The following is a 15,991-nucleotide window of genomic DNA, read 5'->3' as shown; positions in this document are numbered from 1 at the left end:
GAAGCCTCTCTTATTGGGAGGCCGGAGCGTACACTGATGCAGATATAGTATTCGCTACGACCCGAGATTTTCCGGCAACTTGGCCGCAACCTCTCACGATAAATACGTGACAGTTAATGTTACTGCCGCCGATTACGTTGCTCGAACCTCTACATGCCTGCTCTCTGACAAAGGCTGTTCGCGACCAACTGTTTGTGGCAGGTGACGTTTGATAAGTGCCTTCAGAGATGTGCCGAGTACCGGTAGACAACCCACCAGCTGTAATGCGACGGTTCGTCCAATTATCATCCTCGAAACAGCTCATATCATCGGTACCTGGTAGGTACTGAGTACCTTGACGAGCCTCTGACAAAGGGTCAGTTAACGCATTGTTGGCTAACAGCACCTCATCTTCTGATTCAAAGAAAACCCCTGCAAGTGCCGCCTCAGCAGCATCAAATGCCAATCCCGACTGCTGCATAGAAGTCGACATTTTATTTTGCGCCAGACTGCTTGATACGGCGCTGATACCAAGAATCGTAAGAGAAACCAATATCAGTAACGAGAGCACCAAAACTAAACCTTGTTGTTGTTTCATTCGATGCTCCTCACAAAATTCTTCATATTCCGCAATGTCATGGTGTGTGAAAACACCTGATAATAATGTTGTGTATCTTTTGTCACTGCGGTTTCATTTAATACCGCAAACCTTGGCGCGGTGAGCTGGTTTACTGCACCATCGTCACTGTAAAGCAACAAACCTATTCGCAAGGCCACTACCTGTTGGTTTGCGGCCGCAATATCGTCTAATTCATCTGCTGTAATGTATCTAACGGCTTGCGCTTCAGTTCCGCCGACAGGGGCGGTTACACCGTACTGGACTTGAAAACTATCAACGTTGTCGATCAAAATCTGCCCAGAAGACGGAGATGGGTCTACTCTGAGCCCGCGTAACGCGCGTCCATCAAAACCGCGACAATACAAAGAATCGTTAGTGACATAATAGTGATTCACCACGTGGAACTGATCCCCCACAGTATAGCCGTGACGATTTCCGTTACAGTCTGTATCACCCAGTAGATTAACGACCAATTGGTCATTTCCACCCGTCGCGCCTTGTGTTGAACCCAAGGTGCCATTCCCCGTGTATTGCCCTACGATGCCCACGGGATTGTTTTGAACGAACGCGGCTTCAACGATGGGGTCAACGGTATTATCAATTTGGGCCGTTACTAAATCATAACGACCGGTTTCAAGTAGGTCTCGTTGCAATCGCAACATAATAAAACGGCCACTTTCTTGAACTTGGGCAACGGCGGTATTGAAGCGATTTGTCACCTGATTACTGACCATAATCTGAATAACCGCAGCGGTTATCACCAAACCCAGTGCCAAAGAAATCATTAGCTCGACAAGAGAGAAGCCTCGCTGATTCATAAGGTAATGTCCTTATAAACGCACGCAAAGCTGTCACCTGTATTTGGGTTACATCGAGACACTAACGAGTAACTTCTACTTTCGGACACACTAACAGGCCACCGCAACATTATGCCGATACGCGAGCCCACGCTGCAGGCATCAGTATCACCTGTGTTGCTGTCAGCACATGACACACTGATTGTCGTTTTGGGATTGGCTTGAACCGCAGAACACGACATAGCCCAAGCGTCATAAACAGCCATGTTATCTTCGTTACAGGTACCGCTTTGACAGTCTGGTACCCCTGCTGGCCTTGCGAGACAAAAGCACTGATATGGAGAAGCTGAAGAAGCACAACTCAAGTTAGCAAAATTGTAAAAGCCATTTTCGAAGTAATTCCCAGTTACGACAAAACCATCGCCCACCGTGGATATTCGAGCCGCCGCTCTGAGTCGCTCAGCAGTTTGCTTAGCCACCATTTCCGCCTGTGTTCGGCTGATGGCATTGACATTGGCAAACGATCCAACGAACTGTAAAGAGGCCACGCCAAGCAACCCCACAGACAGGATGAACAAGGTCACGAGGATCTCGATCATGCCGACGCCAGTTTGTTTCGTTTTTGTTTGCCGAATTTTCATCCGAGTGATTACCAATCGATCTTCTATCAAGTGCATGCTAACTCACTATTTGCAATGATAAAGTATTAGCCCAACTTACTGCGTATTGAAAATGATGCCTGATGCGGATTCGTTCAGTTTCCCACAAACTGGATTTCAATCACCATAAAAAAAGGCACTCAAACGTAGAGTGCCTTTTTATGTACCATTGAAAAATCGACAGTTTTTAGCTGACCAGCTTCACTCTCAATTCTTTTGGCACGGCAAATTCTACATTTTCCTCACGTCCGGGACGCTCTGATGCTTTGACAGCTCCCCAGTCGGTCAACTTTTCGATGACACCTTGAACCAATACTTCGGGAGCCGACGCGCCGGCCGTTACACCGACGTGCTGAACGTCTTCAAACCATTCGGTTTTCAAACAGTTAGCATCAGCAATCAAATAACTTGTCGCCCCTACTTTTTCGGCAAGTTCGCGCAATCTATTAGAGTTTGAGCTATTTTGTGCACCAACAACGAGAAGTACTTGGCAATCACTGGCTAGATCTCTTACCGCGTCTTGACGATTCTGTGTGGCATAACAGATATCATCTTTTCTCGGACCTTGTATTGCAGGGAACTTAGCGCGAAGTGCATCAATGACATCAGCGGTATCGTCTACCGACAATGTCGTTTGGCTACAATAGTAGAGATTTTCCGGATCTTTCACTTCTAAAGAAGCCACATCATCTGCTGACTCAACAAGGTAAATTCCACCTTGCTCATTATCGTACTGCCCCATGGTGCCTTCTACCTCTGGGTGACCAGCATGCCCTATCAGCACACACTCGGTGCCGGATTTACTTGCTCGTGTCACTTCCATATGGACCTTAGTAACAAGTGGACAGGTTGCGTCAAACACTTTTAGGCCTCGGTTAGCGGCTTCGTTCCTAACGGCTTGAGACACACCATGAGCGGAGAAAATAACGATACAATCATCAGGTACTTCCTCGAGTTCATCGACAAATATTGCCCCTCGTTCTTTGAGACCGTCGACAACAAATTTATTGTGAACGACTTCGTGTCGAACATAGATGGGCGGCTTAAACATCTCAAGCGCGCGTTCAACAATCGTAATGGCTCTGTCAACACCGGCACAAAAACCACGAGGATTAGCGAGATGAATTTGCATACCTACTCCTTACGCAGATGCGTCAGACACATCCAATATTTCAACATCAAAGACTACAGTTTGGCCTGCTAGTGGATGATTAAAATCTACCGTCACTGAATCACCGGCAACACTGCGGATAATACCGGGGATTTCACTGCCATCCGGCTGAGCAAAGGCCATTATCATGCCTTCTTCCAATGCCATATCACTGGCGAATCGAGTGCGATCCATGTGATGCACGTTGTCAGGGTTAGGCATACCAAACGCATCATTAGCCTCAAGCGTAAATGACTTCTTATCACCAGCTTTTAAGCCCAATAAACACTGTTCGAAGTTTGGCGTAAGGCTGCCGTCGCCAATAACCAGTTTTGCAGGCTTATTGTTTACACGGGTCGAGTCTGCTGCTGAGCCGTCTTCTAATTTAAGGTCAAAATGCATTATGACTTCACAATTTTGACCAATCGTAATTGGGTTTTCTGACATGGTATTACCTACTTCTGTTCGTCGGTTTGTGCTGGAGGATTGCTATCTTTACCGCTTACTAGCATGTCGAGGATCAAAAGTGCTGCGCCAATAAATATTGCACTGTCTGCAATATTGAACGCAGGCCAGTGGTAGGTGCCCACATAAAAATCAAGAAAATCGACCACGTAACCGTGCACTAGCCTGTCATAAACATTACCAATTGCACCACCGAGGATAAAAGAAAATGCGATAGGAAGGCGCAATTGCTGTTTTGACATTTGTCGTAGATACCACAAAATCATGACACTCACAGCCACGGCGATACCGGTGAACAACCAGCGTTGCCAGCCTCCCGCTTCATGTAAAAAGCTGAAGGCTGCCCCGTAATTCCTCACATAGGTGAGGTTGAAAAAAGACGTTAACTGAATTGACTCGAATAATTTCATCGAGCCAAGAACCGCATATTTCGTCCATAAATCTACAGCGATGACAATCACGCTAATCCATAAAAAGCGAAGTCCAGTTTCACGCAAAAGCTTAAGCATAGTGACGAGATTCTCCCTCACCATCAACATTGGTAATACAACGACCACATAACTCAGGGTGTTCGGCATTGCTACCCACGTCTTCGCGATGATGCCAACATCTCACACATTTTGTGCCCTTGCTCTTAGCAACTTCGACGAATAATCCAGCAACATCGGTTTCGGTAGCGCTTTGCGTTTTCTCGGCCAACGGTTTGAGTACCACAGCAGAGGTAATCAATACAAAGCGCAGCTCATCTTCAAGCTTTTGCAGCTCTGCGAACAAAGCGTCGTCAGCATAAAGGTGAACTTCAGCTTCAAGTGAACCACCGAGCTCGCCATCTTTACGCGCTTGTTCCATGGCTTGGTTGGCCGCATCTTTGACTGACATCACAGACTGCCAGTACGCGTCATCAAAGCCTTGCGCAGACTCGAACACCTCTAAGCCTTCATACCACGCTTCAGTGAATACAAATTCACTGCGCTCTCCCGGCATTGCTTGCCAGATTTCCTGTGCCGTAAAGCTGGTGATAGGCGCCATCCAACGAACCAAGGCTTCGATGATATGGTACAGGGCTGTTTGACAAGAGCGACGAGCTTGGCTATCTCCTTTCGCCGTGTACTGACGGTCCTTGATAATATCTAAGTAAAAACTGCCTAGCTCTATCGAACAGAAATGCGTCAACCTTTGAGATACTGCCAACAAATCATAACGCTCGTATGCTTCGATTATCTCGGCTTGAACCGCCTTCGTTCTCGCAACAATCCAGCGATCTAGCGCTACCATCTGTTCTTGTGGTAGTGAATCATTTTGAGGCTCAAAACCATTGAGGTTGGCCAACAAGAAGCGCGCTGTGTTTCTCACACGGCGATATGCGTCGGCTGCACGCTTGAGGATTTCGTCAGACACGGCAATTTCGCCGCGATAATCGGTAGACGCTACCCATAGTCTCAAAATGTCTGCACCGAGTTTATTTGTCACTTCTTGAGGCGACACAACGTTACCGAGCGACTTAGACATCTTCTTGCCTTGTGCGTCTACAGTGAAGCCGTGGGTTAATACTTCTTTATAAGGTGCATGACCGTGCATTGCTGTTGAGGACATCAAAGATGACATAAACCAGCCACGGTGTTGGTCTGACCCTTCTAGGTACAAATCTGCACTTGCAGGAATATCATCACGGCGATCCACTACGAAGTAATGCGTTACACCAGAGTCAAACCACACGTCTAAGGTATCAGTGACTTTGTCATAGTTATCAACATCTGCGCCCAACAATGCAGCATCATCGAGATCCCACCATGCTTGAATCCCTTTTTGCTCAACTTGCGCTGCTACAGCTTCAATAAAGTCTGCAGACTGAGGATGCAATTCACCAGTTAGCTTGTTCACGTACAAAGGAATCGGTACACCCCATGTACGCTGACGTGAGATACACCAATCGGGACGCCCCTCGACCATCTTCTCGATTCGATTTTGACCCCAATCCGGAATCCATTTGGTATTTTCAATTTGTTTGAGCGATTCAGCTCTCAGCCCTTTCTTGTCCATACTGACAAACCATTGTGGCGTCGCACGGAACAAGATAGGCGTTTTGTGACGCCAGCAATGAGGATAGCTGTGTTCGTACTTGACGTTAAGTAGCAAGTTACCGTGTTCTTTTACAACTTCAATGACTGAATCATTCGCTTTGAACACATGCTGACCCGCAAACAACGGCGTATTTTCAAGGTATACCCCATTGCCACCCACTGGGTTGTAAACCTCTAGATCATATTTTTTACCGACATTGAAGTCGTCAACACCGTGTGCTGGCGCGGTATGTACACACCCCGTACCCGACTCGGTCGTAACGTGTTCACCCAAAATGACTGGTACTTGCAGCTCTAAAAATGGATGATTTAAAGGCAATAACTCAAGGTCCTGACCTACGCAGCTTGCAATGATATTGACGTTGTCCAAGCCGTAGCGCTTGGCACAAGCTTCAACCAAATCCTCTGCTAAGATGACCCAGCCTTGACCTTCGCCTAGATCAACAAGTGAATAATTGAGTTCTGGGTGCAAGCTTACCGCGCGGTTAGCAGGTAACGTCCACGGTGTTGTTGTCCAAATGACTACAGCGGCCTTAGCGTCCGCAAGCTTGCTTTCTTCAACGCCAAAAGCACTTGCCGCTTTGGCAGTGTCAGCCACGGGAAACTTCACATCGATTGCCGGTGACACTTTGTCTTGGTATTCAACTTCCGCTTCTGCCAGCGCTGAACCACAATCGGTACACCAATGAACAGGTTTGAAGCCTTTCTCTAAATGGCCAGATTCTACAATTTTACCCAAAGCGCGAATGATGTCGGCTTCAGACTTAAAATCCATGGTCTTATAAGGGTTATCCCAGCTACCAAATACACCCAAGCGCTTAAAATCAGCCATTTGGCCATCAATCTGACGTTGCGCGTATTCGCGGCATTTTTGTCTAAACTCAGCGGCGGTTACTTTCTTGCCTGGCTTGCCGACTTTCTTTTCGACCATGAGTTCGATAGGCAAACCATGGCAATCCCAACCCGGCACATAAGGCGCATCAAAATCAGACAGTGTTTTTGACTTTACAATGATATCTTTTAGGATTTTGTTTACCGCATGACCGATGTGAATATTACCGTTCGCGTAAGGAGGGCCATCGTGCAAAATGAAAGGCTTCTTGCCTTGCTTTGCATCGCGAATTTTCTGGTACAAATCCTTACTTTGCCAGTCTTTCAGCATGTTTGGTTCACGCTGAGCAAGGTTTCCACGCATAGGGAAAGGCGTTTCAGGTAGGTTCAATGTGGCTTTGTAATCGCTCATATCTCTGTTTTTTCCGTCCACCGGTTTGGTCATGTGACCGTTGGGGATTGCTCCCATTATTCTGCAAAAAGCTGACGCGCCGCTAACGCGTCCTGCTCAATCTGTTGTTTCAACGCCTCAAAAGACGCAAATTTCATTTCATTTCGAATTTTCTTCACCGGAAAAACTCGAATCGGCTTGCCGTAAAGGTCGCCATCATAATCAAAAAAATGCACTTCCAATTGCATATGCTGACCATTTAATGTCGGTCGATAGCCTACATTGGCTACCCCAGTCAGCTCTTGTCCTTCAACACTGGCTTTTACCGCAAACACACCGCCAATGGGTGCGTTAAATCGATTCAACAGCACGTTCGCGGTGGGAAAGCCGATGGTTCTGCCTTTTTTCTCGCCATGTACTACCTTGCCTTCGATGTAGAAAGGCATACCTAACATTTGTTCGGCAAGTGGCATATTGCCCTCTGCCAGTGCTTGGCGAATCGCAGTAGAACTAATGCGACACTCATGCATGCGAAAACTCTGCGTACTCGCAACATCAAAGCCCTTGGCATTGCCTTGAACTTTTAGCATGTCGAAGTCGCCTTTGCGCATTTTACCGAAACGAAAGTCGTCGCCAACAACAAGGTATTTAACCCCTAGCTGTTTAACAATTAACTCATCCACAAACTGTTCGGCAGATAACTGAGCAAACTCTTTGGTAAATCTCACGCACAACAGTCGGTCCACGCCCAACGCCGCTAACTTTTGGTATTTTTCCCGTAACGGACTCAACCTCGCAGGCGCTGAGTCTGGGCTAAACAACTCTTCAGGTTGTGGCTCAAATACCATTACAGTAGCAGGCAACCCCAATTTAGCTGCGTGTTGCTTCACGTTTGATAACACGGCCTGATGGCCCAAGTGAACACCATCAAACTTACCAATGGTTAATACGCAACCAGCGTGATGAGAACGCAAATTGTGTATCCCGCGAATTAACTCCACTACTCAAAAACCTTGTCTATGGATTCATGTTAAAGCTCGCGATTATAAACGAGCCTGAGGTTAATACCAATGCCTAGAACAGAGTATCTCAGTCGGGATTCTAGGGAAGTAAAGCGTTCGGCTATTTTTTGTACGAAAATTTCATCAAAACCCTAACCCGCGGGCTTGAAGTGACTGGGTCGTGCACCCAAAAGAAATAAGCAACAAACAAACAAGCTAGCGCCCGCTCCGATAGTCAAAACTAGCTGCCACACTTGAGCTATCGTCGATACACCGTAAACGATAAGCTCCTGTCGCAAGAAGTACAGTCCGCCTCCCATGACTACACTGGCTATTGTCACCCTCAACAACGTTGAAATGGATCGAGGAAACAGTTTTATAGTTTGTTGTTTGTACAGTGTGCTGTAGAGCAAAGCCGCATTCAAAGTTGCCGATAAGCTGGTTGCGATAGCGAGACCAATATAACCATAGGGAATGGCAAAGATGAGGTTAAAAATCATATTGGCAGCCATACACCAAATACCAAATTTCACCGGTGTTTTTGTGTCCTGGCGAGAATAAAAGCCGGGTGCAAGCACCTTAACCAGCATAAAACTCAATAATCCAAAGGCATAAGCAATCAGGCTGTATGATGCCATCCTTGCAGTTTCGGCAGTAAAAGCACCACGTTGAAATATGACAGTGAGAATAGGTTCTGCCAACATGGCTAGCCCGACGGCTGCTGGCAATCCCAACAAGGTCACCATTTTAATACCCCAGTCAATATTCGCAGCAAACGCTTCCGGATCTTTGGATACATGATTCTTCGAAAGTGTGGGCAGAATCACGGTGGCAATGGCGATACCAAACAAGCCCAATGGAAATTCTAACAACCGGTCTGAATAGTACAGCCAACTTATCGAGCCAGTGACAAGGAAGCTCGCAATCAAAGTGTCGAGTAACAGGTTGATTTGCCCGACTGACACGCCAAAGAGCGCCGGGATCATGAGCGTTCTGACTTTAACGACGCCAGGATCTCGCCAGCCCCATTTAGGCTTAACCAACAAACCTGCCCGATACAAGAAAGGTAGCTGAAACCCCAGTTGAACAATGCCACCGATAAATACTCCCCATGCCAAAGCAAAAGCGGGTTGTTCCATATGAGGGCCAGCAAACATAGCCATCGAAATAATACAAACGTTAAGCAATACAGGCGTAAATGCGGCTACACCAAACTTGTTGAGCGTATTCAGAATCGCACCAGCAAGGCCCGCTAACGAAATAAAGGCAAGATAGGGAAACGTTATTTTGAGCATTAAAGACGCCAGCTCAAATTTCACTTTCCCCTCGTCATTATTGACGTATTCAATAAACCAGCCCATACCAAACAACGCGGTTAAAACCGGTGAGGCAATAACGCCGATAATCGATACGACAAACACAATGGCACCTAGGGTACCAGAGACTTTTGCGATAAATTCTTTTAACGCCTGTTTGTCTTGTTCGTGACTGACCTCGGTCAGCACCGGGATGAAGGCTTGGGCAAATGCCCCTTCGGCGAACAACCTGCGTAAAAAGTTTGGGATTTTATTCGCGAAGAAAAAAACGTCTGCAGCTGCGCCATCACCCATCAGCTTGGCAACAACGACATCTCTCACCAGCCCTAAGATCCGAGAAATGAGGGTCATAAAACTGACGATTAACCCTGATTTTAACAGCTTTCCTGACACGATTTTTTCCAACGACCTATATCAAGGTCAAAATATACCGCGTTCTCCTACTGGTTTAAATGCGAGACATTGAAAATATTGAAGAAATCAACAGCATCTTTGCCTTTGTTACGCCTGTCTTTGCGCTTCGAGTAAGGTCACAGAAAGTTTCACAAAGTCAGACGACGTAATAATACCAATAAGCTTATGGGATTCGTCGGTTACGGGCAGGCAGCCGTGTTTGTTCTTCAAAAAGAAAGGCGCGATGTCGTTAAGTGGTTGGGATGCATCAACAACATCAAAATCGACAGCGGCCAAGTCCATAATATTGATACTGCTCTCGTGTTCTTCCATTTCGTCTTTGCCATATAAGGTTAACAAATGGATAACTTTGGCCATCATGATTTTTTGAGTAACGATTCCTACTAACGCGCCCGATTGTGGCTCGACTACAGGTATGTGCCTAATGCCTCGAGATTTCGTCAAATGATGGGCATCTGCTAGCGATTGTTCTGGCGCTAACGCCACAACGTCTCGCGTCATTATATCTTCTACCTTCAACATGACTTGCTCCAGCTCAATAATCGTACAGACATTGTGACGCAAAATGCGGTAACATACACGGCTGGTGGTGCAGTTTTATGATCGGTTACGTTTTTTCATTACTTTTGTTTAAAAGCATTTGACAATTGCGCGATTGATGAGCATAATCCGCACCCTCGATTTTGACATGAATTTATTTTGGGAGTTACACCTTGGCTAACATTAAGTCTGCTAAGAAACGTGCAATTCAAGCCGAAAAGCGTCGCCAGCATAATGCCAGCCGCCGCTCCATGACTCGTACAAGTATCAAAAAAGTAGTTGCGGCAATCGCTGCGGGTGACAAAGAAGGCGCTCAAGCTGCACTAGCTGCTGCTACTCCGATTCTTGACAGAATGGCTACCAAAGGTTTGATCCACAAAAACAAAGCTGCTCGTCATAAGAGCCGTTTGGCTGCTCAAGTTAAAGCACTTGGCTAAGCACTTTGTGTGAACGTTTCAAAAAAGCGCCTTCAGGCGCTTTTTTTATGTCTGTCATTTAAATCACATCTCTTTGTAATCTAGTTTTAAAAGAACCTTAACGAACTGTTCAAGGTTTCGTCACCGTATTGTAAAGCGCTAATTCTATCGTGACATTCCAAGGTAACCTCCTTGGGAAGCGCGATGAAAACAACTCACCACAAAACAATTTGGCTCTCTGACCTCCACTTGGGCAATAAAGACTGTAAGGCCGAGTTTTTGCTCAATTTCCTCAACTACAACACTTGCGACACCCTTTATCTGGTCGGTGACATTTTTGATATGTGGCAAATGACAAAGCAATTTCGCTGGCCTGAAGCCCATAACAAAGTAATGCACAAGGTGATGGAAATGAGTGGTAAAGGCACACGCGTTGTCTACTTACCGGGTAATCATGACCAACCTATTCAGTCCTATTCAGGTATGGCATTTGGCGATATCGAAGTAGAGCGAGAAATCATTCACACCACACAAGCCGGTAAACGCTACCTCGTCCTCCACGGCGATCAGTTTGATGCCGATGTAACTCTTGGACGATTTGAAGCTTGGCTCGGCGACAAGGGCTACGACCTGTTGCTATTTGTCAATCGCTGGTACAACCGCTTTCGCTCTTGGAGGAACAATCACTACTGGTCACTTGCAGGTTACATAAAACAGCATATCAAGGGCGCAAATGAAGCCATCGCTCGATACCGAAACGCCACATGCAAACGCGCAGCAGAAATGGGGTTGGACGGGGTCATCTGTGGCCATATTCACCATCCCGAGGAACATGTCATTAACGGTATCCACTATATCAATGATGGTGATTGGATAGAAAATTGCTCAGCACTTTGTGAAGACAACAATGGCAATCTAGAACTCGTGCACTGGGTAGAAGTTCTGCGAGCTGAGCAAGCCATTGCTCGATTTCCTCAGAAATCAAAACCGAGTCGCGCCGCGTAAATCCTGTACTTTGTGTCACCGTATTCTGGCTGTTTGCGGCTCTGAAATCGGTGACACAACAATGACAACGGCGAACCATATCAGCATACCGCTGCACAAAATGTAAACTAACTGCAATCAAACTGTGCACAAAGCGTCATATTTCCTTGCTATCGTTCGCGAAAAAATGGGGGATAACCATGTTCACAGTTGATGACGTTCTAAATAAACACTACCCGCAAGTGGCAAGTAATCCGTTACTTTGCAAGCCCTTAAGCTTTGTCTTACGCCACTTGTTGCACGAGCGCGAAATAAAGGAATTTGGCGAAACCTATCCGCATCACCAAGATATAGATTTCGTTGAGCAAGTACTCGAATTTTTTAACATCAGTTATTCCATTCGCGATGTCGAAAAAGAGCGTATCCCGACTGAAGGGCGAGTTGTTATTGTTGCAAACCACCCTATTGGTTCTCTCGATGCACTGGCTTTAATCAAGCTCGTCAGTGAAGTGCGCCACGACCTCAAAGTTGTCGCCAACCAAATGTTGATGGCGATTGAACCACTTCACGACATGTTACTGCCAGTAAACAATATGCAAGGCGGTACACCTAAACAACATCTTACCAACATACAAAATCACTTGAACGATGACGGCGCGATTTTGATTTTCCCTGCAGGAGAAGTATCGCGATTGCGGCCGCAGGGTGTCAGAGACACGCGATGGCATACTGGATTTTTACGCATTGCGAGACAAGCGAAATCGCCTGTTTTACCCGTGTTTATCGATGCAAAAAATTCGCCGATGTTTTACAGCGTTTCTATGATATACAAGCCTCTTGCCACTGCGCTGTTGGTTAAAGAAATGTTCAAGCAACGTCGCAAACACTTGCCAATGCGTATAGGAGAGCTGATACCACATGAAGCCTATCAAAACCTCAGTATTGGGTTGAAAGACCAAGTTAAATTATTCAAACGCCACCTTTATCGAATTGGTAGTAACAAAAAAGGGATTTTTGCGACTCAGGCCTCGGTGGCGCTCCCTGAGGACAGAAAAGAACTAAGCCGAGCCGTAAAAGCCTGTGAGCGACTCGGCGAGACGTCTGACGGTAAACAAATCTATTTGTACAAACACACTGGGTATTCTCCGGTCATGCGTGAAATTGGCAGGTTGAGAGAAATTGCGTTTCGAGCAGTGGGTGAAGGGACGAACAAACGCCGAGATATCGATTCGTATGACAGTCACTATTTCCATCTTGTGCTGTGGGATGATGAGGATTTAGAGATCGCCGGAGCGTATCGCTTTGGCGATGCACAAAGTCTATCTCGTGAAGGCCACCCAACGGGTTTATACTCTTCCACCCTGTTTAACTACGACAAACAAAACGAAGCGATGTTCTCGCAAGGCTTAGAACTTGGCAGAAGTTTTGTCCAGCCCAGATATTGGGGCAAGCGCAGCTTAGACTATCTGTGGTTTGGCATTGGCGCTTTTCTCAGTCGCTACCCCAAATATCGCTATCTATTTGGGCCAGTGAGCATCAGCAACACTTTTCCAGAGCCCGCAAAAGACTTGTTAGTCAGCTTCTATCAAACACATTTCCCAGCGAAGTTTGGTAAAGCCACATCCAAAATCCCCTATCGTCCAAGTGCTGAGGCGCTTAACACGTTTGACGGCAAAGACTACAAAGCGGAGTTTACCGAGCTCAAACATCTACTCGCTAATATGGGCGTAAATGTCCCTACCCTCTATAAGCAGTACACAGAAATATGCCATGCACCAGGCGCGGCATTCCTCGACTTTAACGTCGATCCTGATTTTTGCGACTGTATTGATGGCTTGATTGTGGTCGACTTGACCCAATTGACCGAGAAGAAACGCAAGCGTTATTTACCCCAAATTCAATTACAAACGTCGGCGTAGCACAAATCAGGAGCACAAAGTCGAGAGCAGATATGATGCTCTCGACGTATTGAGGGTGTTTATCTTTCTAGGTTACTTTGGCCTTCACCAAAATTGTCTCCAAGACGAGCCAACGTTGCCATCCCTTCTTACTCGGTCTAATGACCGCCAATCATTAATGATGGATTTCATCCGGAAGGCGACTTTGAGAACTCAGGTGACACTCTGTTGGCTTACTTGGCAGCCCGTTCTGAATGGCAAAGTACACTGCCTTGCCTTAGTGGCGACCAAGCTAGCAATTAAATCAGTATAGATATCTTCAAGGGTCATGAGATCAGACACGTGAATGGATTCATTGACTTGATGAATGGTCTCGTTTGGCACGCCCACTTCTACCACTTGTGTATGATGGCCGGCAAAAAAACGACCATCGGAAGTACCTCCAGATGTACTTAATACAGGGTAACGACCAGTCGCACGAAAGATGGCTTGTTCAATGGAATTGATCAGGCAATGTGCTTCTCTTGGCTTACTCAAATAAGCTTCACAAGGCCGAGACCAACTTATTAATGCGCTGTTATCTGCCTCGTGGATCAGTGAAGTTAAATGGGCCTTTAGCGTTGTTTCAGAATAACAATGGGAATATCTGACATTAAATTGAATTTCGCATTGGCCAGGAACTAAATTATCAGTAAAGGACCCAGAATCAATGTGAGTGATCTGTAAGGTAGTACCGGGAAAGTCATGACTTCCCTCGTCCCATTCATAATCAGTCAAGGCATTGATGATCTTTGCGCTTGAATGAATCGCATTAATCGCACTATGGGGATAGGCCACGTGCCCCTGCTTGCCCGTCACACGGATACTGGCCGACAATGAACCTCGGCGGCCAACTTTTATTGTGTCTCCCGTCACCTTAGCTGCCGTGGGTTCACCGACGATACACTGATCCATGACTATTCCTTGTCGCTTCAAATAGCCGTATATCCACTGGCTTCCATATTCGGCCTCACCTTCTTCATCGCTGGTGATTAGCCACCAAAAGCTCGTTTCCCCAGGAGAGACTCCTTTGAGGCTTCTCTCTGTCGCCGCGAGCATGGCTGCCACACCCGTTTTCATGTCAGCAGCGCCTCGACCATACAAACGATTACTATTGACTGTGGGGCAAAACGGATCCGTATTCCACTTTTCAAGTGGCCCTGGCGGGACGACATCAGTGTGACCACAAAAGGCGAGATGATGGCTACCTTGCCCCCAACGAGCAATTAAGTTGGAAACGCCATTCACTGCGTGTTGCTCACAGGTAAATCCAAGCTTGGTGAGCCTGTGCATTAAAAAAGTCTGACAGCCCGCATCCGTTGGGGTTACCGATTCTCTCGCCATGAGTATAGCGGCGTAATCTAAACTTAATCCGTGCTCACGTGTTGAGAGCAATGCAGGCTGTAGTGACATGGTTTAACTCCGATGGACCAACACACATTGTGTATTACACCTAAACCAGATGACACTTACATAACGAAACTAAGACATTATCGTGACAGACAAATTTGACGAGAAAGTCGGTATTTTTATAGGGAACATTGCTAAACTGATGTTATGGTTTTGAACAAAACAGACGAATTGTATGATTAAGATAGTCGTCCTCGTTCCTCTACTACTCTCATTGTTGTGGGTCATTTACCTTAAATTGAATGGCTACTCGTTAGCTCAAGGTAAGCAAGGCTTCGGGTATATTTTGGCAATCAGTTCTACGATTGGCATGTTCTTCGTTGTAATGTTGTTTTTAACGCGATGATTACAAGCTGCTTTTTGTCAGCGCCAACTTTGCACCAAACCCGATGAATATCGCGCCAGTCAGCGAGTGGAACCATGTTTTCAGCCTCGGACTGATTGCTACGTTTGTAACCTTTGTGAAGGCAAAGACCATAGCCGAAAACCACACTATATTGAGAAAAGCATGCGCGCTTATGAGTGTATAAGCCTCAAGCACACTATCTCCGCCAGACAAAAATTGCGGGAAAGCGGCAAGATAAAATACTGATACTTTTGGATTGAGCAAATTAGTAAGAAGCCCTTCTGCAAAAGCTCGTCTTAACGATGACGAAAACGACACTGGTTGTTTAGTATCGGCTGGAGTCTCACTTGGTTGGATTATTGCATTTTTTAATGCCTTTATTCCTAGCCACATCAAGTAGATGGCACCTAGCATCTTAAAGACAAAAAAAGCCTGCCCCGACTGGACCAGAATGATAGCAAGTCCAAATACTGATAACGTCCCATGAATATAAAACGCCGTTACAAAACCAAAGACATTGGCCAGCCCTGCTCTGTAGCCATTCAAAGGCACCGTTTTGGCGATGAGTAGACCGTTGGGCCCTGGTGATACAACTAAAAGTGCGGCGACCGCCATGAAAGTTAATATGCTACTGAATTCCACAATACGCTCCTCT

The 15,991-nt window shown here is 46.3% G+C and carries 16 protein-coding genes; 4 read left to right on the top strand and 12 right to left on the bottom strand.

What is annotated here, in order from left to right:
- Positions 1 to 10: 10 nt before the first annotated feature.
- From AC27G9_RS19185 to AC27G9_RS19140, 10 genes are all read right to left on the bottom strand, one after another.
- On the bottom strand, positions 11 to 577 hold the full coding sequence (locus tag AC27G9_RS19185) for a PilX N-terminal domain-containing pilus assembly protein (protein ID WP_487076092.1): 567 nt from the start codon (positions 575 to 577) through the stop codon (positions 11 to 13).
- Positions 574 to 1,416, bottom strand: coding sequence for a PilW family protein (locus tag AC27G9_RS19180; protein WP_487076091.1), 843 nt, complete (start codon positions 1,414 to 1,416; stop codon positions 574 to 576). Before AC27G9_RS19180 ends, AC27G9_RS19185 begins: the two co-directional genes overlap by 4 nt.
- Positions 1,413 to 2,066 (bottom strand): pilus assembly protein PilV, encoded by a 654-nt coding sequence (locus AC27G9_RS19175; protein WP_487076162.1) that lies wholly within the window; start codon positions 2,064 to 2,066, stop codon positions 1,413 to 1,415. Before AC27G9_RS19175 ends, AC27G9_RS19180 begins: the two co-directional genes overlap by 4 nt.
- A 175-nt stretch (positions 2,067 to 2,241) precedes the next feature.
- Entirely contained in the window at positions 2,242 to 3,186 is a 945-nt protein-coding gene (ispH, locus tag AC27G9_RS19170; protein ID WP_487076090.1) for a 4-hydroxy-3-methylbut-2-enyl diphosphate reductase, read from the bottom strand.
- Between the two features lie 9 nt (positions 3,187 to 3,195).
- Positions 3,196 to 3,651 (bottom strand): FKBP-type peptidyl-prolyl cis-trans isomerase, encoded by a 456-nt coding sequence (gene fkpB, locus AC27G9_RS19165; RefSeq protein ID WP_487076089.1) that lies wholly within the window; start codon positions 3,649 to 3,651, stop codon positions 3,196 to 3,198.
- An 8-nt stretch (positions 3,652 to 3,659) separates the two neighbouring features.
- Positions 3,660 to 4,178, bottom strand: a complete 519-nt coding sequence (lspA, locus tag AC27G9_RS19160; protein WP_487076088.1) for a signal peptidase II — start codon at positions 4,176 to 4,178, stop codon at positions 3,660 to 3,662.
- The gene (ileS, locus tag AC27G9_RS19155) at positions 4,171 to 6,993 is read right to left on the bottom strand and encodes an isoleucine--tRNA ligase (RefSeq protein ID WP_487076087.1); all 2,823 of its coding nucleotides are present in this window, start codon (positions 6,991 to 6,993) and stop codon (positions 4,171 to 4,173) included. The genes lspA and ileS overlap by 8 nt, the downstream gene beginning before the upstream one ends.
- Positions 6,994 to 7,049: 56 nt before the next feature.
- The gene (gene ribF, locus AC27G9_RS19150) at positions 7,050 to 7,973 is read right to left on the bottom strand and encodes a bifunctional riboflavin kinase/FAD synthetase (protein WP_487076086.1); all 924 of its coding nucleotides are present in this window, start codon (positions 7,971 to 7,973) and stop codon (positions 7,050 to 7,052) included.
- 152 nt (positions 7,974 to 8,125) lie between these two features.
- Complete coding sequence (gene murJ, locus AC27G9_RS19145) at positions 8,126 to 9,682, bottom strand: murein biosynthesis integral membrane protein MurJ (RefSeq protein WP_487076085.1); 1,557 nt, start codon at positions 9,680 to 9,682, stop codon at positions 8,126 to 8,128.
- Positions 9,683 to 9,790: 108 nt separating this feature from the next.
- Positions 9,791 to 10,225, bottom strand: a complete 435-nt coding sequence (locus AC27G9_RS19140) for a CBS domain-containing protein (protein WP_487076084.1) — start codon at positions 10,223 to 10,225, stop codon at positions 9,791 to 9,793.
- A 191-nt stretch (positions 10,226 to 10,416) separates the two neighbouring features.
- Here AC27G9_RS19140 and rpsT point away from each other — a divergent pair, with 191 nt between their 5' ends.
- The 3 genes from rpsT to olsF all read left to right on the top strand — a co-directional run bounded on the left by rpsT (position 10,417) and on the right by olsF (position 13,562).
- Complete coding sequence (rpsT, locus tag AC27G9_RS19135; RefSeq protein ID WP_487076083.1) at positions 10,417 to 10,680, top strand: 30S ribosomal protein S20; 264 nt, start codon at positions 10,417 to 10,419, stop codon at positions 10,678 to 10,680.
- A 183-nt stretch (positions 10,681 to 10,863) separates the two neighbouring features.
- A complete protein-coding gene (locus AC27G9_RS19130) occupies positions 10,864 to 11,664 on the top strand; it encodes a UDP-2,3-diacylglucosamine diphosphatase (RefSeq protein ID WP_487076082.1) in 801 nt (266 codons plus the stop codon).
- A 179-nt stretch (positions 11,665 to 11,843) separates the two neighbouring features.
- The gene (gene olsF / locus AC27G9_RS19125; protein ID WP_487076081.1) at positions 11,844 to 13,562 is read left to right on the top strand and encodes a bifunctional ornithine lipid synthase OlsF; all 1,719 of its coding nucleotides are present in this window, start codon (positions 11,844 to 11,846) and stop codon (positions 13,560 to 13,562) included.
- Positions 13,563 to 13,754: 192 nt separating this feature from the next.
- Here olsF and dapE read toward each other — a convergent pair whose 3' ends face one another.
- Positions 13,755 to 14,993: a succinyl-diaminopimelate desuccinylase gene (gene dapE, locus AC27G9_RS19120; protein ID WP_487076080.1), complete on the bottom strand. Its 1,239-nt coding sequence runs from the start codon at positions 14,991 to 14,993 to the stop codon at positions 13,755 to 13,757.
- A gap of 172 nt (positions 14,994 to 15,165) precedes the next feature.
- Between dapE and AC27G9_RS19115 the strand changes: the two genes are divergently transcribed.
- Positions 15,166 to 15,336, top strand: a complete 171-nt coding sequence (locus AC27G9_RS19115; RefSeq protein WP_487076079.1) for a hypothetical protein — start codon at positions 15,166 to 15,168, stop codon at positions 15,334 to 15,336.
- Here AC27G9_RS19115 and AC27G9_RS19110 read toward each other — a convergent pair whose 3' ends face one another.
- Positions 15,337 to 15,978 carry a LysE family translocator gene (locus tag AC27G9_RS19110; protein ID WP_487076078.1) on the bottom strand — a complete coding sequence of 214 codons (642 nt, stop codon included), beginning with the start codon at positions 15,976 to 15,978 and terminating at the stop codon, positions 15,337 to 15,339.
- Positions 15,979 to 15,991: the final 13 nt, after the last annotated feature.

Source organism: Alteromonas sp. 5NS40-0096 (genome assembly GCF_057544385.1).
Note: the sequence above shows the minus strand (reverse complement) of the source record. Positions and strands in the feature narration are given on the sequence as shown.

Coding starts and splice junctions, on each gene's coding strand:
- AC27G9_RS19185 (WP_487076092.1), bottom strand. CDS start 577: ATGAAACAACAACAAGGTTTAGTTTTGGTGCTCTCGTTACTGATATTG.
- AC27G9_RS19180 (WP_487076091.1), bottom strand. CDS start 1,416: ATGAATCAGCGAGGCTTCTCTCTTGTCGAGCTAATGATTTCTTTGGCA.
- ispH (WP_487076090.1), bottom strand. CDS start 3,186: ATGCAAATTCATCTCGCTAATCCTCGTGGTTTTTGTGCCGGTGTTGAC.
- fkpB (WP_487076089.1), bottom strand. CDS start 3,651: ATGTCAGAAAACCCAATTACGATTGGTCAAAATTGTGAAGTCATAATG.
- lspA (WP_487076088.1), bottom strand. CDS start 4,178: ATGCTTAAGCTTTTGCGTGAAACTGGACTTCGCTTTTTATGGATTAGC.
- ileS (WP_487076087.1), bottom strand. CDS start 6,993: ATGAGCGATTACAAAGCCACATTGAACCTACCTGAAACGCCTTTCCCT.
- AC27G9_RS19140 (WP_487076084.1), bottom strand. CDS start 10,225: ATGTTGAAGGTAGAAGATATAATGACGCGAGACGTTGTGGCGTTAGCG.
- AC27G9_RS19130 (WP_487076082.1), top strand. CDS start 10,864: ATGAAAACAACTCACCACAAAACAATTTGGCTCTCTGACCTCCACTTG.
- olsF (WP_487076081.1), top strand. CDS start 11,844: ATGTTCACAGTTGATGACGTTCTAAATAAACACTACCCGCAAGTGGCA.
- dapE (WP_487076080.1), bottom strand. CDS start 14,993: ATGTCACTACAGCCTGCATTGCTCTCAACACGTGAGCACGGATTAAGT.
- AC27G9_RS19115 (WP_487076079.1), top strand. CDS start 15,166: ATGATTAAGATAGTCGTCCTCGTTCCTCTACTACTCTCATTGTTGTGG.